The sequence below is a fragment of the Rhizobium sp. YJ-22 genome, from assembly GCF_029601685.1.
Taxonomy (GTDB): domain Bacteria; phylum Pseudomonadota; class Alphaproteobacteria; order Rhizobiales; family Rhizobiaceae; genus Metarhizobium.
Genome location: NZ_JARRIR010000001.1, coordinates 546,770 through 571,860 on the forward strand (window position 1 = coordinate 546,770; position 25,091 = coordinate 571,860).

A 25,091-nucleotide genomic window follows, 5' to 3' on the forward strand; every position below is an offset into this window, starting at 1 on the left:
TGGAACGTCCTCAACTGGCATGGCCGGCAACAGAATCGTCCGGCCGCCTGACATACAGTGGCGGCACCCTGCCGTTTCTGGCTTGCGCTAGGCTGTACTGACGATGCGGGTCAACGTGCCGATCAGATCGTAGCCGTCCCAGATAACGCCCATGTCGAGCGCCTTTCCGACCGGCACGACGCGGTCTATGCCGGTCAGCCCCTGATCGATCACCTGCCGCACCATCGCCTCGCGGTCGACACCGAAACAGGTCAGCGTCTGGTAACGTTCGCCGACGATGGAAGCGAGACAACCGAAATCATCGGTGACATATTCGTAGAAAAACCCGAACTGACCGCGATGGCGCTCGATATCGTGCGGCAAATCCTTCAAAGGCACGCGGTAGAGCAGGTTGCCGTCGCGCGCCGCATGACCGGCCTGCGGCAGCGTTATGGCCGCGCGGCAAAGCTGGACGTATTTGTCGACGGCATGAACCGGCGCCAGGTCGTATTTCTGTTCGAGAAGCGCCGATATCGCGTCCCAAAAGCGCTGCTTTGCAGCACCCGCCTCCTGGGTACCCTTCCAGATGACAAGATGCGGCGAGGAGCAGGCATTCTGATCAAGAAAGAAGACGTCGTTGTAGAAACCACGCGTCAGTTCGCCGAGCGCGCGGTCGTCGGTCTCAAGCACCCTCTTAGCATCCATGACGCAAAAGGAATAGCGGTCGGCGAAGGTGATGTCGACGCAGCGGGGATGCGCCGGCAAACGGCGCAGATGCGAGACTGTCTGGTCGCCGCCCCACAGCACGCGCGCCTGGGCGACGGCGGAAATCGCAGCCGTGATCTCGTCGCTCCGGGGATAGGTCACCAGCCGGTTCATCGCGGCGATGCGCGCGTGCTGCGGGCTGGCAAACAGCCTTGCGATCTCCGCGCACAGGGTATCGACCTGCGCGAAGCCGGCATCGGGGATACGCACGATATTGGCATTTCCAGACAACAGGCCGAACGCGAAGGAATAGGCAAAATTGACCGGCACGTTGGCCGGCGCAATATGCAAGGCCAGCCCCCGCCCGAGGCGGGGATGGCGAGTATCGAATTCGCGCGCCATCCTCGACAGGTTCGCAGCCCGGCACCAGTAACCGAAGGCGGCGATATCGGGAAATTCGCGCGCGGCCGGCAGCGCCAGCAACACCTTCGACAGCTCGGACAGGAAAGCCATGGCCGGCGCCGAATAGGGCGGCAGCGGCGTGGTCTCCAGTGCCGAAAGCGCACCGCCGACACGCAGCGTCAACGGCAGGTCAGGAACGGGTTTCATAGGTATCGCTGCATCCCCTCGCTTCGGCCTTGGCGACACGCCCGGCGACCGAGAAATACTTGCCGTGGCGTCCGCAAGGGCAATCGTCCTCGCCTTCGATGCGGCCGATATCCTCCGTGAGCAGCGCATGGCCGGGATAGCTGCGGGGGATCAGCGACATCACCTCGATGAGCCCCGTTTCGCCCTGCGCCATCGGCGTGAAATCCCGGGGATTACGGATGATGACATCGGCATAGATCGGTGCATGCAGATGGCCGTGTTCGCATTCGAGAAAGATCGAGCCGGTCTGTTCGACCATGCCGTAGTAATTCACCACCCGTCCTATGCCGGCGCAATCGACCATGGCGGCGCGAAAGGCATGGGTATCGACGGCCTGGTCCTGCAATTTCTTCCAACCACCGCCATGCAGCAGAATGCCGCGATCGATGGCGAGCTTGCGGCCCAGGGCCTTCAATGGTTGGTAGAAATGCTGCCAGATCATGAAGGTGAAGCCGAACAGGAAGATCGGCTGGTCGGTATGGCGCGCCAGGAACGCATCGATGGCGGCGAGATCGAGGTTCATCTCCTCGTCCAGCGCATAGGTCACATCCTGCCCGAACAGGGAAAAGCCGAGAATGCCGGCGCCGCGCGCGGAAAAGGCGTTGCGGTTCTTCAGGACGCTGGGTGAATCGATGACCAGCATCGGCAGACGCTTCCTGCCCAGCACCTCGGCCATCAGCCGCACCAGCACCTTTCCCTGCAGCGAGGCGGTTTCCTTGTCGAGATAGATTTTCGAGACCTGCTGGCCGCTGGTGCCAGACGAGGTCATCGTCTTGAAAACCTGTTCGCGCCCGACGCTCAGAAGATCGAACTCCTTGAACAGCCGGACGGGAATGAACGGCACCGCCTCCAGGCTGTCGATGGGCATGCCGGGTTCGGCAACGACGTCGAGGATGCGTCCGTAATCGGGGCAATGGCTGCGATGCCATTGCACCAGGGCTGTCAACGTTGCCGTCAAGGCCTTGGCCTTTTCGGCGGCGGGCATCGAAAAGGGATCGCGCTCCAGCCAACGCGCCGTTTCCATGTCGTTCATGCGAGTGTTTCCCTGACGAGGGCGCCGAGTTGGCCATACTGGATCTTGCCGGCATCGCTACGCGGCAGATTGGCGACGCCATAGACGCCAATGGCGGTCGGGCTGACCTTCAGTTCCGCGACCAAACCCGCCTTGACGGCGCGGCCGACCTCGACTGTACCTTGCGACAGGTAGATTTCCAGGAAATCGTCGCGCCCGGCACAGGCGACCACATGGCCACCCGCCCTCAAACCGTTCTCGATGTCCTGCAGGTTGACGCGATATCCGAAAAGCTTGAGGAAACGTTTCAACCGTCCGACGATGATATAGTCGCCGTCTAGATCGCGGCGGGCGAGATCGCCTGTGCGCAGCACGCTGCCGTTTTCATCGCCCAGCGCCAGATCGGCGCGGCTTTCCGCATAACCGAGGCAGACGTTCGGGCCTTCATACACCAACTCGCCTGTCGTTTCGGGCGCCTCGATGTCCCGCCCCGTATCATCCTGCAGCCGGAACCGACCGCCCGGGATAGCGCGGCCGATGCTGCCTGCCTTGGCTTCCGCCTTTTCCGGCTCGAGATAAGACATGCGGGCGGTCGCTTCAGTCTGGCCGTACATGGAGAAGAAGCGGACACCCATTGCTGCGCAGACGGCGGCGAAATCGCGCATCGCGTCCGGTTCCATGCGTCCGCCGGCCTGCGTGACATACCGCAGGCTCGGCAATTCCATCTTCGCGAAACGAAGCTTCTTCAGCATTTCATAGTGATAGGGAACGCCGCCGAAGCTGGTGGCTGCCGTCGCCTTCAGGAAATCCCAGAAGCCGCGATCGAAGAAGGTCTTCGCCGTCAATGCAATGGTGCTGCCCGCGAGAACATGGCTGTTTAGGATGGAGAGACCGTAGGAATAGGTGGGCGGCAGGGTGGTGATCGGCTTTTCGTCGGCGCCAATCTGCAGGTAGGTGACGATCGAACGCGCATTGGCGAGAAGATTGGCATGGGACAGGCGCACGAATTTCGGATTGCCGGTGCTGCCCGAGGTGCCAAGCAGAAGGGCAAGCGCGTCATTCAGCGGGGCTTGCGCGGTCACGCCCGTTGCCAACAGGCAGTAACCCTTGAACCGATGCGTGATCTTTGCGGCGGCGAATTCGCCGATCCGGCTTTCGGGAAGCCACACATAGGCCGGACGGTAAATATCGAACAGATCGCGCAATCGGTCTGCCGGAAGTCCAGCGGAAATCATCATCGGCACTGCATTGGCATACAGCAAGCCAAAATAGCCGAGAATGCCGCCGGGATCATTGTCGCACAGGCAGAAGACGAGCGCACGCCGCATCTCGCAAAAGGCAGGCTCCGCGGCAATCCCCGCCACGGCGGCATATGCGAATGCCTCGCCGTCGTCACATTGCAACAGAATGCGATCGGCGTGGTTGGCGACGACCTGCAACAGCGTCGCATTATCGTTCATGGCGGTGTCCATGACCCATTTCTCTAGTTCGCGAGGGTTGCTCCTGGCTTGCCTCGAAGCGGAACCGGACGCGGCGCTATCCAGTCTGACGACAGCTTCGCCGTCTAGTGTGGGCCGAAAGAAGCCGACCAGGCTCCACGCGCCGTGCATGATCGGCGTCGCCTGCGGCGGCCCGTTCAGGCGAACTGCAGAAGGACTTTGGACTTGACCCCGAAACTTTCGATTTGCGTGCCGTCGCGCAACCGGCAGCGTTATTTCCAGGAAACGATCCGCGCCTTGCTGGAATCGCCACGGACCGACGTCGAATTCGTATTCACCGACAATTCCGACGATGCGAGCGTCATGAACGACTTCATGGCGACACTGAAGGATTCACGCATTGTCTACCTGCCGTCCACCGGTTCGACCCTGTCGATGGTCGACAACTGGGAGCGAACCGTGGAAGCCACGACAGGCGAATGGGTCACGGTCATTGGCGACGACGACTATGCCGATCCCGAGATCGCCGGCCTTCTGACGCGGCTCCAGGCCTATGCGCCTGAGGTCGATGGCCTGAGCTGGGGCACGCTGGACTATCGTTGGCCGAGCAGCGACGAACCTGTTGCCGGTAACCTCTTCGTCGCCTTTCAAGACAACCTGCTGATCCTGCCGCGCGATCTGCTCATACAACGCATGTTCGGCTGGGACGACGCCGGTATGGTGCCATGCTCAGGCATGTCGATCTACCATTCGGCGATCCACCGCCGCCTGCTCGAAAGAATTCGCACCAAATATGGCCGCTACTTCGAAAATCCGACGGTCGACTACGACAGCGCCATCAAGAACATCGTCAATGGCACGAGTTTCTACGTCTCGCCGCGGCCGATGAGCGTCATGGGCGTTTGCCCGCTCAGCAATACCTATGCCGTCGGCCGCCTGGACGACATGAAGCGCAAGGCTGAGATCTTCAACAGAGAAGTCGGTCGCGACGTCGATCTGGATGAAGAAGTGCAGGCTTTCCCGTTCAAGCTGGCGACAGGCTTGACGGCAACCGTCGGGCAGACCATCCACTGGTACAAGACAAAATATAAATTCTCCTATGGCGGCTGGGAAAAGAACTTCATCATCGCTTGCCAGCGCAATGTCGAGGCCTTCAGGGACAGGGAAGCATTCGACATCGTCAAGGGCATGTATCAGCAGGCCGTCGATACATGGTGCAACGGTCGTTACCGGAAATATTTCCAGCCGGTCTTCAAGGAGCGGGATATCGAAATCCGCGTTTCCGGCTTCTCCAACGAAGGTGTCTTCATCGACTACAATACACCGGGCATCGATACGCCAGCCGCCTTCTACAAGCTCGTCAACGACATCACATTGCCAATCCCGAATATCGATATCCGCCGGGAAGCGATCGGCACCGTCATGTCGTCGAAGCATACAAAACCCAAGAACAAGGCTGCCTGACGGCAACCCTGCCCCACGCGAGGACCGACGATTTTGCGCCGGGCGGCCATTCCGCCCGGCGCTTTCGTTCCCGTCATGCTATCCGAAAAAAGCCTTCCGGCCTGACGCCGGAAGGCTTCTCCATAAATGAAGAACAGCGGGTCGATCAGGCGGCGGAGGGCTTCCTGACACAATAGCCGTTTGGCGAAGAGGATAGAACCAGCTTTCCGTTCAACACCGGGTCGACCTCGAAGGCGGTTTCCTCCTTGAGGTAATCGGTCAAGGCGGCCAAGGGCTCGTCGCCCTTTGTCCAGGCCCTGGAGCGATTTGCCAACGACAGGCCTTCCGGCAGGTAGCCGACGGCGGTGTCGGCCACGACGAGATAGCAGCCCTCGGTGACCATCGGACCATAGGCGCGGCATTCGGCAAGCACGTGCTTGTGGGAATGATCGCTATCGAGGATGACCATCACCTTCGCTCCCTCGGGAATTTCCGCGCGCACCTTTGCCAGCGTCTCGTCGTCGACGGACCCGCCTTCGATCAGCGTGATCCACTTGGCGAGCGGATGCGTTTCGATGGAGTCGCGATTATGCGCGCGGATATCGATGTCGACACCGATGACCTTGGCTTTTTCATTGCCCATCGCCGCCAGCAGCGACGCCATGAAGATCATGGAGCCACCGCGGGCCACGCCGGTTTCGATGATGACATCCGGCCTGGTCTTCCAGACCACTTCCTGCGTCGCCATGATATCGGCGGGAAACTGGATGATCGGCACGCCCATCCATGACCAAAGATAGGGATAGTCGTATTTGTCCAGCGCCAGGATCGTGTCGCGTGCCTGGACGAAGATATCCTTGTCCTGACCGAGCGCGAGGCTCATCCTTTCCTTGCGGGCTTCGAATTCCTGGCGGTCGTCCTTGACGGTCATCGATGGGTAAACCTTGTTGTCGAAAATCGGTGTGCGAACGTTCAACCGCGCGCCCGGATGTCCGTGGGGGAAAAGACGTTCCTCTCGGCCCTGGCTGCCAGATCCCGGATCACGGCGCAGACGCGCCTGGTGTCGTCCTCGCTCATGTCGTGGTAGCTCGGCAGGTTGATGGCGCGGCCGGGGATGCTCCAGGCGTGGACGTTTTCCCGTTGCGGCGTGAACATCGGCAGGCTGGAGAGTGGGTGGAAGAAAACGCGCGCATCGATATTGGCGGCAGCGAAAGCCTCCTGCATCTGCTCGCGGGTGACGCCGGTGTCGGCGTCGAAGACGACAGTCGGCATCCAGGCGCCGTTGACGGTGCCTTCGGCCTCCGGATTCATCGATATGCCCGGCAGGCCCGCCAGTTCGTGGCGATACTGGGCGAAAATCTCGCGCTTGCGGGCCGTCAGTTCCTCGATACGCTCCATCTGGGCGCAGCCGATGGCGGCCTGGATATTCGACATCTTGTATTTGAAGCCGACCAGATCCGGCCAGAACTGCTTTTTCTGGTTGCGGGCGCGGCCGTGATTGCTAAGCGTCAGCACCCGCTCGAACAGCTCTTCGTCGCTGGTGACGAACATGCCGCCTTCACCGGTTGTCAGCGTCTTGGTGCCGTGGAAGGAAAAGGCGCCGAAAATGCCCATCGAACCGGCGCGGCGGCCATGCCAGATCGAGCCGATCGCTTCGGCGCTGTCCTCGACGACCGGAATGCCCGTCTGCTCGCCGAGCGCCAGCAGCGCATCCATATTGGCGAGATTGCCGTAGATATGGGTGACGACGATGGCGCGGGTGCGCGGCGTGATGGCGCGCGCGGCAGCGGCCGGATCGATGCACCAGCTTTCCGGATCGATATCGACAGGCACCGGCGTCGCGCCGAGATGCACGATCGGCGAGACCGTCGCGACCCAGTTTGTATCGGCAAGGATCACCTCGTCGCCGGGGCCGATGCCGAGCGCCGCCAGCCCCATATGCAGGGCGCCGGTGCAGCTCGATGTCGCGATGGCGAAACGGCTGCCGAGATGCTCGCGGAACATCGCCTCGAAACGGACGATATAATCGTAGCACTTCTCGCCCCAACCATTTGCCGCGGCATCCGTGGCATAGCCGGTTTCGAGCTCGGTGATCGACGGCTTTGTATAGAGAATGCGGGTGGTCATGCCGAAGCCATCATGCGCTGGCGGTCCTTGTCCTCGATCAGTTCCTCGGGCGTGTCGCGGACGATGCTGATCGGCGCGATCATGTGACGCACCATGGCGAAGAATTCCGCCGCCGTGACCGCCCCGCCGATGAAGCGGTTGACGAACAGCAGCATCCCGCGACGCCCGCGCCGCAGATCCGCTTCCGGCTCGGCCATGTAGGGTGGGCGGAAAGCGCCGGCGAGGCGGCCGCCTTCCATCTTCTGGATCGCGGCGTAATATTGCTGCGCCATCGCCTCGAATGCATCTTCGCGGTTTTCGAGCAGGCAGTCGATCATGCAGGCGCGCAGGAAGTTCTCGCCGAAATTCTCCCAGTCGATACCAAGATCGCGCAGCACGCGGGCATGGATTTCGGCAATGCCGGCCGTCAGGCCGATACCGGCGTGGAAGGGGAAGTCGGGCATGACAGGTGTCACCGGGCCGGGCATGTAGCGATGCGCATCGACGGCCGAGAGCGGCCGCGAGGAGAAGCCGAATTTTTGCGCATAGATCAGTACGCGCGCGGCCCATTCATATTGCGGCAGCGGCGTCTGCCAGCTCAGTTCGCCGGAATTGGCGAGCACGGTTTCCAGAAGCGTCCGGCTGATGGCGGCGTGGTAGACGCCGAAGGCCATGTTGGGAACGTTGCTGCTGTCCGCCCACTTGAAACCCTTGACGATCAGGTCGTCTTTTTCGATTTCGCGGATGTGGTGCTGCATGGGAAGGGCGACGCTAGCCTCGATATCGCGGCGCGCGCCGGCATCGATCTGGAAGCTGTTCCAGGCGAAGGCATCCATGCCCGGCACGGTTTCCTCGGCATGGGCGATGAATTCGGCGATATCAGGCTCGATCGCATCGTCGGGGCGGATCACGGTCACCCACTCGCCGCGCATGGCGGCGACGGTTCCCAGCCAGTGATGGCAGGGGGAAATGTCGGCGGGCGCGGTCGGCAGGATCATCAGGCGCGGCTCGTGCTCGGCCATCGCATAGAGCGCATCGGCGTCGCGGCAATCGTCGCCGCAGAATGCAACGATGATTTCCAGATCCGCCTCCGGATTGCCCAGCAGTTCGGTCGCCAGTCGAACCGGCGCCGACTTGCCCGCTTCAACAGGAATGCAGATGGAGAGTTTCGTCATATCCGGCCTCGGATCCTCGTGATCGGTCTTCTCAGCCTCCGGCCTCGTGGCCGTCGACGGTCCTTGCTCTTTCGAACGAGTTTAAGCGTTCAAACTGGCGTGAAGCTTTGCTGGCCGCCCCCGCGCAGGGACGACATGCCGCCGCTTCAGACGGTTTTCGCCTTCATCGCCATGGCGACATCCTTCAGCACGGCGACGGCCGTATCGGGGCCGTTGTCGTTGATCGGATCGAGCGTGGCGATGATGTCGTCGGGGATCAGGGATGGATCGTCAGCCGCGGAACCGCCGTCACAAACGTCCCACCCCAATCTCTGATATACGAAAGCTGCGTCATTATTTCGTTTTGTAGATTCCATGGCAGGATAACCACCCTTTCCGGCCTTTGCTCTTTCAGCGCCTCTTCCGAAACGATGGGAATGCGGCTGCCTGGCAAAAACTGCCCCTGCTTGGCGGGATTCTTGTCGACCACGAAGGACAGAAGGTCGGGTTTGATGCCCGCATAGTTCAACAACGTATTGCCCTTTGCCGCTGCTCCGTAAGCAATGACTTTCATTCCCTGCCGTTGGCAATCGATCAGGAAGGTAGTGAAATCGTTGCGTACCCGCTCGGCCTGCGTCTGGAAGGCGGCATAGGTGGCGAGATCGCGTAGCCCCGCTTCCGCTTCCCTTTGCAGCAAGGCAGACACGCTCGGCTGCATCGGATGCGTGGCTCTGTCCGCCCGGCAGGCGAAGACCCGCAGGCTGCCGCCATGCCAAGGCGTCGTCTCGACATCGAAGACGCGCAAGCCGTTGGCGGTGAAGATGCGGTCGACAGCAGTCAGCGACAGGTAGGAATAGTGCTCATGGTAAGCGGTGTCGAACTGAGATTCCGCCACCATGTTCATCAGATGGGGGAATTCGAAAGTCGAGACGCCTTCCGGTTTCAGGAGCGTCGCGAAACCGCGCACGAAATCGTTGATGTCGGGCACATGGGCCAGCACATTGTTGGCGGCGGTGAGGTCAGCGGCATGGCCTTCGGCCACCAGCTTTGCGGCCAGCGCCTCGCCGAAGAATTCCTCGATGACCGCGATGCCCTTTTCGCGCGCCGCATCGGCGGTGCTTTTCGTCGGCTCGATGCCGAGGCAGGCGATGCCGGCTGCCTTCACATATTGCAGCAGATAGCCGTCATTGGAGGCGACCTCCACCACATGCGATTGCGGGCCTATGTCGAAGCGGGCGATCATTGCTTCGACATAGGCCTTGGCATGGTTCAGCCAGGAGGTCGAGAAGGAGCTGAAATAGGCATAGCTTTCCGAGAAGAAGGTTTCGCGCGCAGCGAAATCTTCCGTCTGGACGAGCAGGCATTGCGTGCAGACGCGGATGACGAGAGGATACCACAGTTCCGGGCCGGCAAGCCCCGCGGTCGAGACATAGGAATTCGATGGCGGCGCCGTGCCCAGATCGAGAAAGGGCGCCATGGACTGGCACCCGCAATGGCGGCATTTCATGCGGCAACCCCGGAAAATTCGCTGGTGAGGAACGGATGGCTCTGATCGCGGGCCGAAAGATTGACGGGCGGCAGGGGCCAGTCGATCCTAAGCGCCGGGTCCTGCGCGTTCAGACCCGCCTCGGACTCGGCGCGATAGGGCGAGGAATGCGCATAGACCATGCGCACGCCCGAGGTCAGCGTCTGGAAACCATGGGCGAAGCCGCGCGGGATCAGCAGCGAGCGGGTATTGTCGGCCGAAAGCTCGGTGGCGAAATGCTGCAGGAAGGACGGCGAGCCGCGGCGCAGGTCGATGGCGACATCGAGCACCGCACCGGCGACGCAGGTGACCAGCTTGATCTCGGCAAAGGGCGGCAACTGGTAATGCATGCCGCGCACGGTGCCGGCGATATCGGTGCCGGTTTCGTTGATCTGCGCGACCGGGCCGTCGAAGCCGAGATCGGCCAGTTCCTCGGCGCAGAACAGGCGGGTCAGGAAACCGCGCTCGTCGCCGAGGCGCAGGCGCTCGACCAGATGCAGGCCGGCCATCGGCGTTTCCAGAAGCGTGAAGCGTCCGCTCATACCGCCACCTTCCGCGGCATTTGCAGGCTTGCCTCATAGGCGGCGATATCGGCAAGGCAGAGATCAAGGGCGGTGCTGCCGGCCTGCTGCGCCCTGTACCAGGCGATGGTGCGGCTGACGGTTTCGTCCAGGCCCCAGCGGGGAGCGTAACCGAGGGTGCGTGTCGCAAGGCTGCTGTCGAGCATCAGGTAGCCGGCCTCGTGCGGGCCTTCGCTGCCGTCGCCGAGCAGCATCTCGCCGCCGCCGAAGGATACCTTCGCCTTGTCGAGTACGGTGCCGACGCTGGCAGCCGCCGCATGGTCGGGGCCGAAATTGACGGCGGTGCAGGCATCCGGCGCATGCCACAGCCGTTCGGCCAGCAGCATGTAGCCATGCAGCGGCTCCAGCACATGCTGCCAGGGACGCACCGCCTGAGGGCGGCGCACCTGCAGTACGCCGTCGCTGCCCCAGGCGCGGATGGCATCCGGGATCAGCCGGTCCTCGGCCCAGTCGCCACCGCCGATAACATTGCCGGCGCGGGCGGTGGCAAGGCCGATGTGGCGGGCGGCAAAGAAGGAGGAGCGATAGCTGGCGGTGACGATCTCCGCCGCCGCCTTGCTGGCGCTGTAGGGATCGTGGCCGCCCAGCGGATCGGTCTCGACGAAAGGACGGGCCGTTTCCGGGTTCTCGTAGACCTTGTCGGTGGTGACGACGACGATGGAGCGGATATCAGGGGCGATGCGCAGGCTTTCAAGCAGGTTGGCCGTGCCCTGCACATTGATCTCGAAAGTGGCGGCCGGATCACGATAGCCGGCGCGGACCAGCGGCTGGGCGGCGAGATGGAAGACGATTTCGGGCCGGGCGGCGGTGACGCGGGCCTGTACGGCAAGACGATCGCGGATATCGGCGATGCCGCCCGGGTCGCTGGCCGCCTCTCCCAGAAGCGCATGCAACGAAGGCTGAGTGGGCGTCGGCAGCGACAGGCCGCTGACAGTGGCGCCAAGACGCGTCAGCCACAAAGCCAGCCAGCTCCCCTTGAAGCCAGTATGGCCGGTCAGGAGAACGCGCTTGTTTTTCCAGAAAGTGGTATCGGCCATGATCACCAGTTCTTCCAGGGCGGGTTGCCGCTTTCCCAGAGCGCTTCGAGCTGGTTCTTGTCGCGCAGCGTATCCATCGGCTGCCAGAAGCCTTCGTGGAAATAGGCGTGCAGCTCGCCATCGGCGGCGAGATCGGTTAGCGGCGCGCCTTCCCAGGAGCTGAGATCATCGGGGATGCGCGAGATGACCTTCGGCGACAGCACGAAGAAGCCGCCATTGATGAAACCGCCCTCGCCTTCCGGCTTCTCCACAAAACCTCTGACCGCAGTGCCATCAAGCTTCAGCGCCCCGAAACGGGCGGGCGGACGCACGGCGGTGACGGTCGCCAGCTTGCCGTGCGCGCGATGGAAACGGATGGTATCGGCGATATCGACATTGCTGACGCCGTCGCCATAGGTGAAGCAGAAGGCTTCCTCGTCCTTGAGATAGGAGGCGACGCGCTTCAGGCGACCGCCGGTCAGCGAGTGCTCGCCGGTATCGACCAGTGTCACTCGCCAGTCCTCGGCGCTCTTGCGATGGAACTGCATGCGGTTCTGCGCCAGGTCGAAGGTCATGTCCGACGTGTGCAGGCCGTAATTGGCGAAGTATTCCTTGATGACATAGCCGCGCCAGCCGCAGCAGATGATGAAATCCCGAATGCCGTGGCCGTGATACAGCTTCATGATATGCCAGAGGATCGGCCGGCCGCCGATCTCCACCATCGGCTTCGGCTTGAGATGGGTTTCTTCCGAAAGCCGCGTGCCGAGGCCGCCCGCCAGGATGACCGCCTTCATGCCGCCACCTCTGTCTCAAGGCCTGTTCTGCCGCGGCATTCCCTGCCCTTCACCCACCTGTTCATGCACATACCCGGCCCCAGTTCATTCCGGGACCGACACTAGCGGTCGAAGCTGACGTCAAACTGGTGCAAAATTCAGAATCGCGCCGAGACCAGCCGCTGCTGGATGGCATCGATATCGTAGCTGCGATCCTGCAGAAGATGCTCCTCCCAGGCCAGCGCGGTGCGCACGATATCGGCAAGATCGCCATGGCGCGGCGCCCAGCCGAGCGTTTCGCGCGCCAGCGTCGCATCGGCAACCACGCAGGCCGGATCGCCCGGACGGCGCGGCGCGAAGTTGACCTTGAACCGCCATCCACGGACTTCCATCACCGTGTCGAGGATCTCCAAGACCGAATAGCCCGAGCCATAGCCGCAATTGGCGACCAGCGGCTCGCCGCCGTGCCTAAGATAATCGAGCGCCTTCATATGCGCGCCGACGAGGTCCGTGACATGGACATAGTCACGCACGCCGGTGCCGTCCGGCGTCGGATAATCGGTGCCATAGACATCCACCTTGGCGCGACGGCCGAGCGCCGCCTCGCACGCGACCTTGATGAGATGGGTGGCGCCGGGCGTCGACTGGCCGGTGCGCCCTTCGGGATCGGCGCCGGCGACATTGAAATAACGCAGCGCCACATAGCTCAGGCCATGGGCATTGGCCGCATCGCGCAGCATCAGTTCCGACATCAGCTTGGAGAGCCCGTAGGGGCTTTCCGGGCTCAGCACCGCGCCTTCCCTGACCGGGGCTGCGCTTTCCTGCGTGCCGTAGACGGCTGCCGTCGAGGAGAACACGATGTTGCGGATTCCGGCCTCGATCGCCGCCGAAAGCAGGATGCGGGTCTTGCCGGTGTTGTTGTCGTAATAATCGAGCGGCCGGGCGACCGAGTCCGGCACCACGGCGGAGCCGGCGAAATGCACGATCGCCTCGATGCGGTTCTCGCTGAAAACCTGCGCCAGCATCGCGGGGTCGCCGACATCGCCGAGATAGAAGCGCGCACCCGGCGCCACCGCCCAGCGGAAACCCGTCGTCAGCGCGTCTAGGACGACGACATCCTCGCCGGCATCCAGCAACGCCCATACCATGTGGCTGCCGATATAGCCCGCACCGCCTGTAACCAGCACTGCCATGATCTTTTTCCCTGTTCAGTCTTCTTGGGAAGGATCAAAGCGCTGTTTTCTTTCCGAATTGGTTATTTTGGCGCGGGGTCGCGGCCCGCGCGCCGGTTTGATTGCGAAGGTGGTCGATGAAGGATTGCGCGGATCGTTCGAATTTTATCGATCCGCCCGAAAGCGGCCCGGGACAGGCCAAGGGCCTGCCCCATCGTCTTGGCTCAACGCTTGCGGATATAGTCCGCCAGCCGGCCGGCCGCTTCCGTGATCAGGGCCGGATCGCGCAGGAAGCAGGCGCGCATGAACAATTCGCCGCCGGCGCCGAAGGCGGTTCCAGGCGCCAGACCGACGCCGGTCTTGTCGACGATGTCGAGGGCGCTCGCGCGGCTGTCGGTGACGCCGTCGATCTTCAGGAAGGCATAGAGCGCGCCGTCGGGTTTCAGCGTCTCGACCCGGTTGGTGGCGATCAGCGCGTCGCAGAGGATGTTGCGGGCCAAACGCGCCTTGTCGATATTGGCCTGCACGAAAGCATCGCCTTCGTTCAGCGCCGCCACCGCGCCGCGCTGCATGAACTGCGCCACGCCCGAGGTCGAATACTGGATCAGGTTTTCCAGCACCTGGCCCATGGCCGGCGGCGCGACGATCCAGCCGACGCGCCAGCCGGTCATCGACCAGTTCTTCGAGAAGGAATTCACGAAGATGACCCGGTCCTGCGGGTCCATGACGTCGAGGAAGGACGGGGCGCGCTCGCCCACGTAGAAATAACGGGCATAGATTTCATCCGCCATGATCCAGAGACCGTGGCGGCGGGCGAGCGCCAGGATGGCTTCGAGATCGGCCCGCGTCGCCGTCCAGCCGGTTGGGTTGGAGGGCGTGTTGACGAACAGGCCTTTGGTCTTCGGCGTGATCGCCTTTTCCAACCGCTCCAGATCCAGCGACCAGGTGCCGTCGCGGAAATCGAGCTGGAAGCCGACCGAGCGGGCGCCGGCGATATCGAGTGCTGCGGCGATGTTCGGCCAGGCCGGCGTCAGATAGATCATCTCGTCGCCGGGCGCGGTCAGGGCCTGCACGGCGAGCTGGATCGACTGCATGCCCGAGCCGGTGACATAGAAATGCTCGGCCGGCAGCATCGTGCCGAAATGGCGGGCGTAATAGTCGGCGAGCGCCTGGCGCAGTTCGGGAATGCCGCGCTGCCAGGTGTAGAAGGTCTCGCCGGCCATGAGCGCTTCTGCCGCCGGGCGGTTGATGAAATCGGGCGTCGGCAGGTCACCCTCGCCGACCCAGAGCGGGATCAGGCCATCGCGGCCACGGGCATAATTGACGACTTCAACGATGCCGCTTTCGGGAGCGGCGACGGAACGCGGGCTGAGACTGGCGAGGATGGACATGACAAAATCTCCGTTTGCCGTCTTCATAGCCGAAGACGGCAAACGGATCTTATGACAATCGCTGAGGGAAACATTTCATCCGCTGATGGTTCCCCTCGGAAAGCCTTAGGGCTGACGGGTCTTCAGCAGATCGCGGATCTCGGTGAGGAGCAGGATATCGACCGGCGGCGGGGCGGCGGGCTCGGCATCCTTCTTCTTCTCCATCGAGGCGCGCATCCGGTTGATGCCCTTGACCATCAGGAAGATGATCCAGGCGAGGATGAGGAAATTGATGAGGATGGTGATGAAATTGCCGTAGGCAAGGACGGCGCCCTGCTTGCGGGCTTCCGCCAGCGCCGGCGAGGTGACCGCCGAGCTCAGCGGAATGAAATAGTTGGAAAAGTCGAAACCGCCGCCGGTCAGCGCGCCGACCACCGGCATCACCAGGTCGTTGACAACCGAATCGACGATCTTATTGAAGGCAGCACCGATGATGACGCCGACGGCAAGGTCCATGACATTGCCGCGGGCGATAAACTCTTTGAATTCATTGAGCATGAGGAGAGCCCCCGTTCCCTTAGGTTGCGAACCATCGAATACAACTAGCCATATTTGCCGGCGTGATGCAATGCAAGACGGGTGGCGCCGAAAGCATGCCGTTGGACTTAAGGTTTAGGCGCGTGCGCATGTTCAAGCCGGCCGCTTTGGCCTATTCTGCGTGGCCTGAGGGAGAGCGAAGGCAATGGTGCCAGGCTGGGTCATTTTCGCGTCGGCGATCGGCTATCTGATGCTGCTGTTCTGCATTGCCAGCTTCGGCGACCGCATGCACCGCGTCCAGGGCGAGCCGCGCAACGGTCGCCCGATCGTCTATGCGCTCAGCCTTGCGATCTACTGCACCTCCTGGACCTATTTCGGCGGCGTCGGCCTTGCCGCCTCGCACGGATTGGAATTCGCCGCCATCTATATCGGCCCGATCCTGATCTTCACGCTCGGAATGCCGTTTCTCAAGCGCATCATCGAGCTCGCCAAGGCGGAAAAGCTGACCTCGGTCGCCGATTTCATCGCCGCGCGCTACGGCAAGAATTCTTCGGTCGCCGCCATCGTGGCGCTGATCTGCCTGATCGGCACCATCCCCTATATCGCCCTGCAACTGAAGGCCGTGTCGAATTCCGTCTCGGCCATGGTCAACCCCTCCGATTACGGCATCGGCAGCGGCAATCTCTATTTCGTCGACCTGCCGTTGATCGTGACCCTGGTGCTTGCCTGCTTCGCCATCATGTTCGGCACCCGCCACACCGACGCCACCGAGCACCAGGACGGGCTGATCTTCGCCATCGCCGCCGAATCGCTGGTCAAGCTGGTCGCCTTCGGCACGGTCGGCATCTATGTGCTGTTCTTTCTCTATCAGGGGCCGGCGTATCTGTGGGAAGCGGCCTCCGCCAATGCGATGGCGATGGATGCGCTCGCCTATGAGACACCCGTCAGCCGCTGGATCACGTTGATCGTGCTTTCCGCCTTCGCCATCGTCATGCTGCCGCGCCAGTTCCATGTGACGGTGGTGGAAAACCGAACCGCCGGCGAGTTGAAGCTGGCCGGCTGGATGCTGCCGCTCTATCTCGTCGCCATCAACATCTTCGTGCTGCCGGTCGCCATCGGCGGCGTGCTCGCCTTCGGCGGCAGCGGCGATGCCGACATGTATGTGCTCTCCCTGCCGCTGGCGCACTCCAAGGAACTGGTGTCGCTGATCACCTTCATCGGCGGCTTTTCCGCCGCCACCGCCATGGTGATCGTCGAATCGGTGGCGCTGGCGATCATGGTCTCCAACGACCTCGTCATGCCCTTCTTCCTGCGTCGCAATCTCGCCGGCGGGGCGCAGCGGCAGGATTTCGGCCGATCGCTGCTGCGCATACGCCGCACGGCGATCTTTGCGGTGATGCTGCTGGGCTACGCCTATTATCGCTCCACCGATTCCGGCGTCGGCCTCGCCTCCATCGGCCTGCTCGCCTTCGCGGCCATCGCGCAACTGGCGCCGCCGCTGTTCGGCGGGCTGGTCTGGCGTCGCGCCAATGCGCGTGGCGCAATTGCCGGCCTCGTTAGCGGATTCGTCGTCTGGGCTTACCTGCTGTTCCTGCCGAGCCTCGGCGGGCCGGATTATTCGCATGTCGCCGGCGCCGTGCTCGGTTTCCTGCTGCCGGGCACGACGATGTTCACCGCGCCGGATGCCGATCCGCTCGTCAATGCCGTCTTCCTCAGCCTGCTGGTCAACTGCTTGGCTTTCGTCATCGCCTCGCTGACCCGCAATCCGAAACCGGTCGAGCGTATCCAGTCCGGCATCTTCGTCAAGCGCCACCTGCGCTCGCAATTCGCCACGCGCGGCTGGAAGACTCGCGTCGGCGTCGGCGACCTGAAGACCACGATCGCCCGCTACCTCGGCGAGGAGCGCATGCAGCGTTCCTTCGGCAGCTATGAGCGCTCGATTGGCAAGCGCCTGGACGACGGCCAGCCGGCCGACATGGCGCTGATCCACTTTTCCGAACAGCTGCTGGGCAGCGCCATCGGCTCCTCCTCGGCCCGCCTTGTCATCTCGCTGATCCTGCAGAAGGTCGAGGACGCCTCCTCCGACACTGCCTGGCTGCTCGACCAAGCCAGCGAAGCCCTGCAATACAATCAGGACATGCTGCAGACGGCCCTGTCGCAGATGGACCAGGGCATCGCCGTCTTCGACAGTTCCCACCGGCTGACCATCTGGAACCGGCGTTTCCGCAGCCTGCTCGATCTGCCCGAACATGTGGGTCAGGTAGGGTTTCCGCTGGCCGATATCGTCGCCATCCTCTCCGGCCATGGCGATATTCCGCCCGGCGAGCAGGACGAGATCATCGCCAGCTTCCTGACCTTCGACAAGCCCTTCCCGCTGGTGCTCGGCGAAGGCCGCACCATTATCGAGGTGCGCTCCAACGCCATGCCCGACCGGGGCATCGTCGCCACCTTCACCGACATCACCCAGCGCGTCGCCGCCGACCGGGCGCTGAAACAGGCCAACGAAACCCTCGAACAGCGCGTCGCCGAACGCACCGCCGAGCTGACCCGCGTCAACCACGCGCTTGCCGAGGCGCGCGCCAGCGCCGACGAGGCCAATATCGGCAAGACGCGTTTCTTCGCCGCCGCCGGCCATGATATCCTGCAGCCGCTCAATGCCGCCCGGCTCTATTCCTCGGCGCTGGTGGAGCGCCTCGGGCAGGCGGAAAACAATGCCGCGCTGGTGCGCAACATCGATTCGGCCCTTGAATCGGTCGAGACCATTCTCGGCGCCGTGCTCGACATCTCGCGGCTCGATACCGGCGCGATGAAGCCGCGCCTCGCCAGCGTCCCGCTGCGTGACCTGCTGTCGCGCATCGAGACCGATTTCGCGCCCATCGCCCGCGAAAAAAAGCTGAAGCTGGTGATCATGCCGACGAACCTCAGCGTGCGTTCCGACCCGGCGCTGTTGCGCCGGCTGATCCAGAACCTGGTGTCCAACGCCATCAAATACACGATCAGCGGCAAGGTTCTGGTCGGCGCCCGGCGCCGCGGCGGCAAGGTGGTCATCCAGGTGATGGATTCCGGCATCGGCATTCCCTCCTCGAAATTCCGCACCATCTTCAAGGAGTTCGCCCGGCTGGACGAGGGCGCGCGCACCGCCTCCGGCCTCGGCCTCGGCCTTTCCATCGTCGACCGTATCGCCCGCGTGCTCAACCACGGCGTCGAGGTGCGCTCGCAGCTCGGGCGCGGCACAGATTTTCGCGTGACCCTGCCGCTCGACCGCGCCATGCCGGCCGCGAGCCCGGCCGCAGCACCGCTCCTGCCCGACACCGCGCTGCCGACGCTCGCCGGCCTGAACGTTCTCTGCATCGATAATGAGGAGCGCATCCTCGAAGGCATGCGGGTGCTGATTTCCGGCTGGGGATGCCGGGTGGAGACGGCGACCTCGCTGGAAAAAGCATTGGCGCGCCTGGCCACGCCGGCGCGCATCGATCTGGTCATCGCCGACTACCATCTCGACAAGGGCACCGGCATCGAGGCGATCCTGGCGCTACGGCGAGAGGTGCGCGCCGACCTGCCGGCGCTGCTCCTGACCGCCGACCGCAGCCAGGAAGTGCGCGCCGAGGCCGAACGCAACGCCATCGCCCTGCAAAACAAGCCGGCGCGTCCGGCGGCGCTGCGCGCCTATCTGACCCAGATGGCGGGGCTTCGCAGTGCCGCCGCGGAATAGTCCCACCGGACTGCGCGGACATATCCGCTAACATGAATGAATCGCCGTGTCGGACCGATCTTGTCCCGCCGATTTGCCTCCATGCCTTGCCCACCAGAAAACCGCTTCGCACTTTTCCTGGGAATGCTCTATATATCCTACCGGTTTTAATTGCCGCCGATTTGCTTGGGATGCCGCCTTGATCACACGAAATGCCTGGGACGGAATCGAACGGAACGTGCAAACCTTCGAGGAAGCCTTGCGCGCCAGCGGCGAATGCGGGCGCCGGATCGCCGAATTCGACTGGTCGGCGACGCCGCTCGGCCCCCTTTCCACATGGAGCCCGGCGCTGCGCAGCCTTGTCGCCATGATGATGACCAGCGCCCAGCCGATGGCGCTGTGGTACGGGCCGGAATTGACGACGATCTTCAATTGCAGCTTTGCGCCGATCCTGGGCAAGCGCGCCAACACCTCTCTCGGCAGGCCGCTATATGAAACCTGGCACGACGTCTTCGACGACATTCTACCGATGGTGCAGGCAGCTCTTTCGGGCGAAACCGTATGGCGCGAAGATCTGCCGCTGACCATGACCCGCAATGGCTTCGAAGAGCAGACCTTCTGGACGTTTTCCTACAGCCCGGTGCGTGACGATGACGGTCGGATCGCCGGTTTCCTCGACGTCGTCACCGAAACCACCGATGCGGTGATATTGCGCCGGCGCATGGACGAGGCCAACCGCTCGCTGGAGGGCGAGGTCGAGAACGCCCGCATCGCGCTTGCCGCGCAAAAGGCGGCGGAGGCCGAGCAGAAGGTCCTGCGCCACGAACTGGTCCACCGCATCAAGAATTTGCTGGCCATCGTCCAGGCCATCGTTTCGCAGAGCATTCGCGGTGCGACCTCCACGGAAGCCGCACTGGAAAGCGTCTCGGCGCGGCTTTCCGCCTTCGGCCGGGCGCAGGATCTGCTGACCAGCGAAGGCGGCTCCCATGCCCGGCTGCGGCAATTGATCGACGCGGCGCTGTCGCCTTATCGGACCGCCGAGCGTTTCGATCTCGACGGGCCGGAAGTCGCGCTCAATGCCCAGCAATCCCTCGGCCTGTCGCTGGCGCTGCACGAACTGGCGACCAATGCCACGAAATATGGCGCGCTGCATCACCCCGATGGACGGGTGGCAATCTCATGGCGTGTGAACGGCGATGATTTTTCCTTCGCCTGGAAGGAAACCGGCGTGCCCGGGCTTGCCAGCCCCACCCGGCGCGGCTTCGGCAGCCGGCTTTCCGAGCAGATCGTCGCCGGCTATTTTTCCGGGTCCGCAAGCTGCGTCTACGAACCCGACGGCATCGCCTATTACCTCACGGGAAAGCTGATGCCCGACGATGCCGCCGGGCACTGATTTTCACGCTCAAGCATTTCCGGACGGAAAACCGTTTCACACTTTTCCTGGAAATGCTCTTTCCCTGTTTCTTCGCATTTCCGGACGGAAAACCGTTTCACACTTTTCCTGGAAATGCTCTGAGCCCTATTCCTCGCGGTTCTTGGCGTTCTTTTTCTTCGCCTTTTTCACGCCGGGGGCGGCGTCGTCCGGCTTCGGCTTGCCGGCCCAGGGCTTGTCCGACTTCGGCTTGTCAAACTTGGGCTTATCGAATTTAGGCTTGTCGAACTTCGGCTTGTCGCCCCAGCTTTTCTCGGCCCAGTTCTTCTCGCCACGACGCTCGTCGCGATTGCCGAAGGCGGGTTTGCCCTTGCCCTTGAAGGGAGGCTTGCGATCGCCGTCCCAGTTGCCGCCGGCCGGCTTGCCATAGGGCTTGCGCTCGCCGCGATTGTCGGCTTCCGGGGCGCCGTCGAGCTGGGCAACGCGGATGCCCTTTTCGATGGTGCGGTTCGGGCCGATCGAGCCCAGGAACGCCTCAGCGCTGTCGGCCGACAGCTCCACATGGGTTTCCTGCGGCTGGATGCGGATCGCGCCGATGTCGCGCTTGGTGAGGTTGCCGGAGCGGCACAGCATCGGGATCAGCCAGCGCGGCTCGGCATTCTGCTTGCGGCCGATCGACAGCGAGAACCAGACGCTGGCGCCGAAATCCTCGCGGCCGCGACGCGGCTCGTCGGAACCCTTGAAGCCGGCATTGGGGTTGTCGCGGTCGGTGCGCGGGCTGCGCTTGGCGTCGAGGCTGATCTCGATCAGCTCTTCCGGCGCGGAACGGCCGGCGAGATACAGCCGCACGAAGGCGGCGGCCACCTGCTCGGCGCTGCACTGTTCCAGAAGCTTGGCGACGAAGGCCTTTTCGTCCTCGCCCACGGTTTCCGACAGCGACGGATCGGCCAGCAGCCGTTCGCCGTCGCGCGTGGTCACCTCGTCGGCGGATGGCGGGCGATCCCAGGCGGCGGCGATGTTGGCGGTCTGCAGCAGGCGCTCGGCGCGGCGGCGCGCCGGCATCGGCACGATGAGCGCGCTGACGCCCTTGCGGCCGGCGCGGCCGGTGCGGCCCGAACGGTGCAGCAGCGTGTCCGGATTGGTCGGCAGGTCGGCATGGATGACCAGTTCGAGATTGGGCAGGTCGATGCCGCGCGCGGCGACGTCGGTGGCGATGCAGACCCGGGCGCGACCGTCGCGCATCGCCTGCAGCGCATGGGTGCGCTCGTTCTGGCTGAGTTCGCCCGACAGCGCCACGACCGAGAAGCCGCGATTGCCGAGCCGCGCCGTCAGGTGATTGACGGCGGCGCGCGTCGAGCAGAAGACGATGGCGTTCTTGGCTTCATAGAAACGCAGCACGTTGATGATGGCGTTTTCCCGGTCGGACGGGGCCATGACCAAAGCGCGATATTCGATATCGACATGCTGTTCCTTGGCGGCCGTGGTCTCGACGCGCACGGCGTTGCGCTGATAGCTTTCGGCCAGCTTGGCGATCGCCTTCGGCACGGTGGCCGAGAACATCAGGGTGCGGCGGTCTTCCGGCGCGGCTTCGAGGATGAATTCCAGATCCTCGCGGAAACCGAGGTCGAGCATCTCGTCGGCCTCGTCGAGCACGACGGCGCGCAGGTCGTCCATGTCGAGCGAGCCACGGCGGATATGGTCGCACAGGCGCCCCGGCGTGCCGACGACGATATGGGCGCCGCGATCCAGCGCGCGGCGCTCGGTCGACATGTTCATGCCGCCGACGCAGGAAACGACGGTGGCGCCGGCAAATTCATAGAGCCATTCCAGCTCGCGCTTGACCTGCAGCGCCAGTTCGCGCGTCGGCGCGATGACCATGGCGAGCGGCGTGGCGGCCGGGCCGAAGCGTTCCTCGCCGCGCAGCAGCGTCGGCGCCAGCGCCAGGCCGAAGGCCACGGTCTTGCCGGAGCCGGTCTGGGCGGAAACGAGCGCGTCCTGCTCGCCGAGTTCGCTTGATACGATCGCCTTCTGGACCGGCGTCAATTCCGTGTAGCCGCGTTTTTCCAACGCCCGTGCGATCGCAGGAACGATGCCCTCGATATCTGTCATAAGTCTCGTCTTTCGGATTTCGGTTCGTCCACGCCAAGGGCCTCGATGGCCCGATGAGGCGCAGGATCGCCGCGGCCAACGATGGTCGCGGGCCCTCTTTGGCGCGGCTCATAACGCGAAACGGTGAAAATGTCGAGCGATCAATGCGCTCATAGCCATGGCGGCCACGCCGGGCAGCCATGCGAGGGGCACATGCGGGCACCGGCCCGCATGTGCAATGTCAATCGATCAGGCCGCCGCTTTCTTCGCATAGGGGTCGAAACGGCCATAAAAGGTCTCGCCCTTTTCGGCCATTTCGCGCAACAGCGGCGGCACGGCAAAACGTTCGCCGAACTTCGCCGCCAGCCGGTCGCAGAGCGCGACGAATGTCGCGGCCCCCATGCCGTCGATGTAGGACAGCGTGCCGCCGGTATAGGGTGCGAAACCGAAGCCGAGGATGGAGCCGACATCGGCCTCACGCGGATCGATGACGATGCCTTCATCCACCGTGCGCGCCGCTTCCAGCGCGATGGTGACGAGGAAGCGCTGCTTCATTTCCTCGATATCGACGTCGTCGGCCTTTTTCTGCGGGTAAAAATCCTTCAAGCCCGGCCAGAGCGACTTTTTCGCCGGCTTCGGAGGATAGTCGTAAAAACCCTTGCCGTTCTTGCGGCCGCGCCGGTCGAGGCCGTCGACCATGCGGTCGTTGAGCTCCATATGGCGCGGATCGACGGAGCCGGGGCCGGGGCCGAGATCGGCAAGCTGGGCCTTCATGATCTTCTGGCTGAGGTCGATGGCGATCTCGTCGTTGAGCGACAGCGGCCCGACCGGCATGCCGATCATTTTTGCGACATTCTCGATCATCGCCGCCGGCACGCCGTCGATCAGCATGTCGTAGCCTTCGTTGATGTAGCGGAAGACGCAGCGGTTGACATAGAAGCCGCGCGTGTCGTTGACGACGATCGGCGTCTTCCGGATCGCGGCGACGAAATCGAGCGCGGCGGCCAGTGCCTTATCGCCGGTTTCCTCGCCGAGGATCATTTCGGTCAGCATCATCTTGTCGACGGGCGAGAAGAAATGCACGCCGATGAACTGCTTCGGCCGCTTGGCATAGGTGGCGAGGCCGCTGATCGGCAGGGTGGAGGTGTTGGAGGCGAGGATGGCATCCGGCGGCAGCACGGCTTCCACCGCCTCGATCACCGCCTTCTTCACCGCGCGGTCCTCGAACACCGCCTCGATGACGAGGCCGACATCGCGCAGGCCCTCGTAATCGGCGGCAGGCGTAATGCGCGCCAGCAGCTTGTCGCCGTCGTCCTTGGTCATCCGGCCCTTACCGATGGCGTCCGCCACCAGCTTTTCCGAAACGCCCTTGCCCTTGTTGGCGGCTTCGATGTCGCGGTCGACCAGCACCACCTCGATGCCGGCGGCGGCGGAGACATAGCCGATGGAGGCGCCCATGAAGCCGGCGCCGACGATGCCGACCTTCTTCAGCACCGTCTTTTCGATGCCGGCCGGGCGGCGGGCGCCCTTGCCCAGCTCCTGCATGGAGATGAACAGCGAGCGGATCATCGAGAAGGCTTCGGTGGTCTGCAGTATCTCGGTGAAATAACGCTGCTCGACCCTAAGACCGGCGTCGAAGGGCAATTGCAGGCCTTCATAGACGCATTTCAGGATGGCGAGCGCGGCCGGATAATTGCCATGGGTCTCGCGACGCATGATGCCGGCGGCGGCCGGCCAGAGCTGCGCCGACTGCGGCGTCCAGATGCCGCCGCCCGGCAGCTTGAAGCCCTTCTCGTCCCAGGGGGCGATGGGCTTCAGCCCGTCCTTGATCATCTGCTTGGCGGCAGGAACCAGCTCGGCCGGCTCGACCACCTGATGCACCAGGCCCATGGCCTTGGCGCGCGCCGGCGTCAGCGTCTGGCCGGTGGTCATCATCTGCAGGGCGTCCTGCGCATTGGTCAGGCGCGGCACGCGCTGGGTGCCGCCGGCACCTGGGAAGACACCGACCTTGACCTCGGGCAGCGCTAGCTTGACCGATTTCGCATTGGAGACGACGCGGGCATGGCAGGCCAAGGACAGTTCGAACGCGCCGCCCATGCAGGTGCCGTTGATCGCCGAAACCCAGGGCTTGCCGCAGGTTTCCAGCTTGCGCCACAGCCAGGTCATGCGCCCGGCGACATCGAAGATGCGCTGCATGGCGTTTTCGGGATCGCGGGCCTTTTCCTCTTCGGCCAGCGTGAAGATGCTCTTGATCATCGAGAGATCGGCACCGCCGGAGAAGGAGTTCTTGCCCGAGGTGATGACCGCGCCCTTGATCGCGCTATCTCCGACCACCTGGTCGACAATGGCGTCGATCTCGTCCATCACCTCCTCGGTGACGACGTTCATCGATTTGCCGGGCATGTCCCAGGTGACGAGGGCGATGCCGTCGGCATCGGTTTCGATCGTGAAATTCTTGTAGGCCATGATCGTCCCTCCCC

General features: G+C 63.3%; 19 protein-coding genes. 3 read left to right on the forward strand and 16 right to left on the reverse strand.

Translation table 11 applies throughout. From position 1 onward, the window contains the following. Positions 1-87 precede the first annotated feature (87 nt). The 3 genes from P7F60_RS02630 to P7F60_RS02640 are packed head-to-tail and all read right to left on the reverse strand — an operon-like array spanning position 88 to position 3,804. A complete protein-coding gene (locus P7F60_RS02630; RefSeq protein ID WP_277916140.1) occupies positions 88-1,293 on the reverse strand; it encodes an acyl-CoA reductase in 1,206 nt (401 codons plus the stop codon). Further along, entirely contained in the window at positions 1,277-2,365 is a 1,089-nt protein-coding gene (locus P7F60_RS02635; protein WP_277916141.1) for an acyl-protein synthetase, read from the reverse strand. The genes P7F60_RS02630 and P7F60_RS02635 overlap by 17 nt, the downstream gene beginning before the upstream one ends. Beyond that, a complete protein-coding gene (locus P7F60_RS02640; RefSeq protein WP_277916142.1) occupies positions 2,362-3,804 on the reverse strand; it encodes an AMP-binding protein in 1,443 nt (480 codons plus the stop codon). The genes P7F60_RS02635 and P7F60_RS02640 overlap by 4 nt, the downstream gene beginning before the upstream one ends. A 204-nt stretch (positions 3,805-4,008) precedes the next feature. Here P7F60_RS02640 and P7F60_RS02645 point away from each other — a divergent pair, with 204 nt between their 5' ends. Further along, positions 4,009-5,247, forward strand: a complete 1,239-nt coding sequence (locus tag P7F60_RS02645; protein WP_277916143.1) for a glycosyltransferase — start codon at positions 4,009-4,011, stop codon at positions 5,245-5,247. Between the two features lie 145 nt (positions 5,248-5,392). Here the strand turns inward: P7F60_RS02645 and P7F60_RS02650 are convergent, their stop codons facing one another. The 11 genes from P7F60_RS02650 to mscL form a co-directional block, all read right to left on the reverse strand. Continuing rightward, positions 5,393-6,157, reverse strand: coding sequence for a CmcI family methyltransferase (locus tag P7F60_RS02650; protein WP_277916144.1), 765 nt, complete (start codon positions 6,155-6,157; stop codon positions 5,393-5,395). 41 nt (positions 6,158-6,198) lie between these two features. Then, a complete protein-coding gene (locus P7F60_RS02655) occupies positions 6,199-7,353 on the reverse strand; it encodes a DegT/DnrJ/EryC1/StrS family aminotransferase (protein ID WP_277916145.1) in 1,155 nt (384 codons plus the stop codon). Continuing rightward, positions 7,350-8,507: a hypothetical protein gene (locus tag P7F60_RS02660; RefSeq protein WP_277916146.1), complete on the reverse strand. Its 1,158-nt coding sequence runs from the start codon at positions 8,505-8,507 to the stop codon at positions 7,350-7,352. Before P7F60_RS02660 ends, P7F60_RS02655 begins: the two co-directional genes overlap by 4 nt. 146 nt (positions 8,508-8,653) lie before the next feature. Next, complete coding sequence (locus P7F60_RS02665; RefSeq protein WP_277916147.1) at positions 8,654-8,815, reverse strand: hypothetical protein; 162 nt, start codon at positions 8,813-8,815, stop codon at positions 8,654-8,656. Next, positions 8,764-9,993, reverse strand: a complete 1,230-nt coding sequence (locus P7F60_RS02670; protein WP_277916148.1) for a class I SAM-dependent methyltransferase — start codon at positions 9,991-9,993, stop codon at positions 8,764-8,766. The genes P7F60_RS02665 and P7F60_RS02670 overlap by 52 nt, the downstream gene beginning before the upstream one ends. Further along, the gene (locus tag P7F60_RS02675) at positions 9,990-10,553 is read right to left on the reverse strand and encodes a dTDP-4-dehydrorhamnose 3,5-epimerase family protein (RefSeq protein ID WP_277916149.1); all 564 of its coding nucleotides are present in this window, start codon (positions 10,551-10,553) and stop codon (positions 9,990-9,992) included. Before P7F60_RS02675 ends, P7F60_RS02670 begins: the two co-directional genes overlap by 4 nt. Next, a complete protein-coding gene (gene rfbG / locus P7F60_RS02680) occupies positions 10,550-11,629 on the reverse strand; it encodes a CDP-glucose 4,6-dehydratase (RefSeq protein WP_277916150.1) in 1,080 nt (359 codons plus the stop codon). The genes P7F60_RS02675 and rfbG overlap by 4 nt, the downstream gene beginning before the upstream one ends. Before the next feature lie 2 nt (positions 11,630-11,631). Further along, complete coding sequence (gene rfbF, locus P7F60_RS02685) at positions 11,632-12,402, reverse strand: glucose-1-phosphate cytidylyltransferase (protein WP_277916151.1); 771 nt, start codon at positions 12,400-12,402, stop codon at positions 11,632-11,634. A 137-nt stretch (positions 12,403-12,539) separates the two neighbouring features. Beyond that, a complete protein-coding gene (gene galE / locus P7F60_RS02690) occupies positions 12,540-13,574 on the reverse strand; it encodes a UDP-glucose 4-epimerase GalE (RefSeq protein WP_277916152.1) in 1,035 nt (344 codons plus the stop codon). Between the two features lie 203 nt (positions 13,575-13,777). Further along, the gene (locus P7F60_RS02695) at positions 13,778-14,944 is read right to left on the reverse strand and encodes a pyridoxal phosphate-dependent aminotransferase (RefSeq protein WP_277916153.1); all 1,167 of its coding nucleotides are present in this window, start codon (positions 14,942-14,944) and stop codon (positions 13,778-13,780) included. A 105-nt stretch (positions 14,945-15,049) separates the two neighbouring features. Further along, the gene (mscL, locus tag P7F60_RS02700) at positions 15,050-15,481 is read right to left on the reverse strand and encodes a large conductance mechanosensitive channel protein MscL (RefSeq protein WP_277916154.1); all 432 of its coding nucleotides are present in this window, start codon (positions 15,479-15,481) and stop codon (positions 15,050-15,052) included. 184 nt (positions 15,482-15,665) lie between these two features. Here mscL and P7F60_RS02705 point away from each other — a divergent pair, with 184 nt between their 5' ends. After that, complete coding sequence (locus P7F60_RS02705) at positions 15,666-19,172, forward strand: PAS domain-containing hybrid sensor histidine kinase/response regulator (RefSeq protein ID WP_277916155.1); 3,507 nt, start codon at positions 15,666-15,668, stop codon at positions 19,170-19,172. 178 nt (positions 19,173-19,350) lie between these two features. Next, the gene (locus P7F60_RS02710; RefSeq protein ID WP_277916156.1) at positions 19,351-20,544 is read left to right on the forward strand and encodes a PAS domain-containing sensor histidine kinase; all 1,194 of its coding nucleotides are present in this window, start codon (positions 19,351-19,353) and stop codon (positions 20,542-20,544) included. Between the two features lie 126 nt (positions 20,545-20,670). Here P7F60_RS02710 and P7F60_RS02715 read toward each other — a convergent pair whose 3' ends face one another. Together P7F60_RS02715 and P7F60_RS02720 are read right to left on the reverse strand one after the other, a co-directional pair. After that, positions 20,671-22,632: a DEAD/DEAH box helicase gene (locus tag P7F60_RS02715; RefSeq protein ID WP_277916157.1), complete on the reverse strand. Its 1,962-nt coding sequence runs from the start codon at positions 22,630-22,632 to the stop codon at positions 20,671-20,673. 228 nt (positions 22,633-22,860) lie between these two features. Next, entirely contained in the window at positions 22,861-25,077 is a 2,217-nt protein-coding gene (locus tag P7F60_RS02720) for a 3-hydroxyacyl-CoA dehydrogenase NAD-binding domain-containing protein (protein ID WP_277916158.1), read from the reverse strand. Positions 25,078-25,091 lie beyond the last annotated feature (14 nt).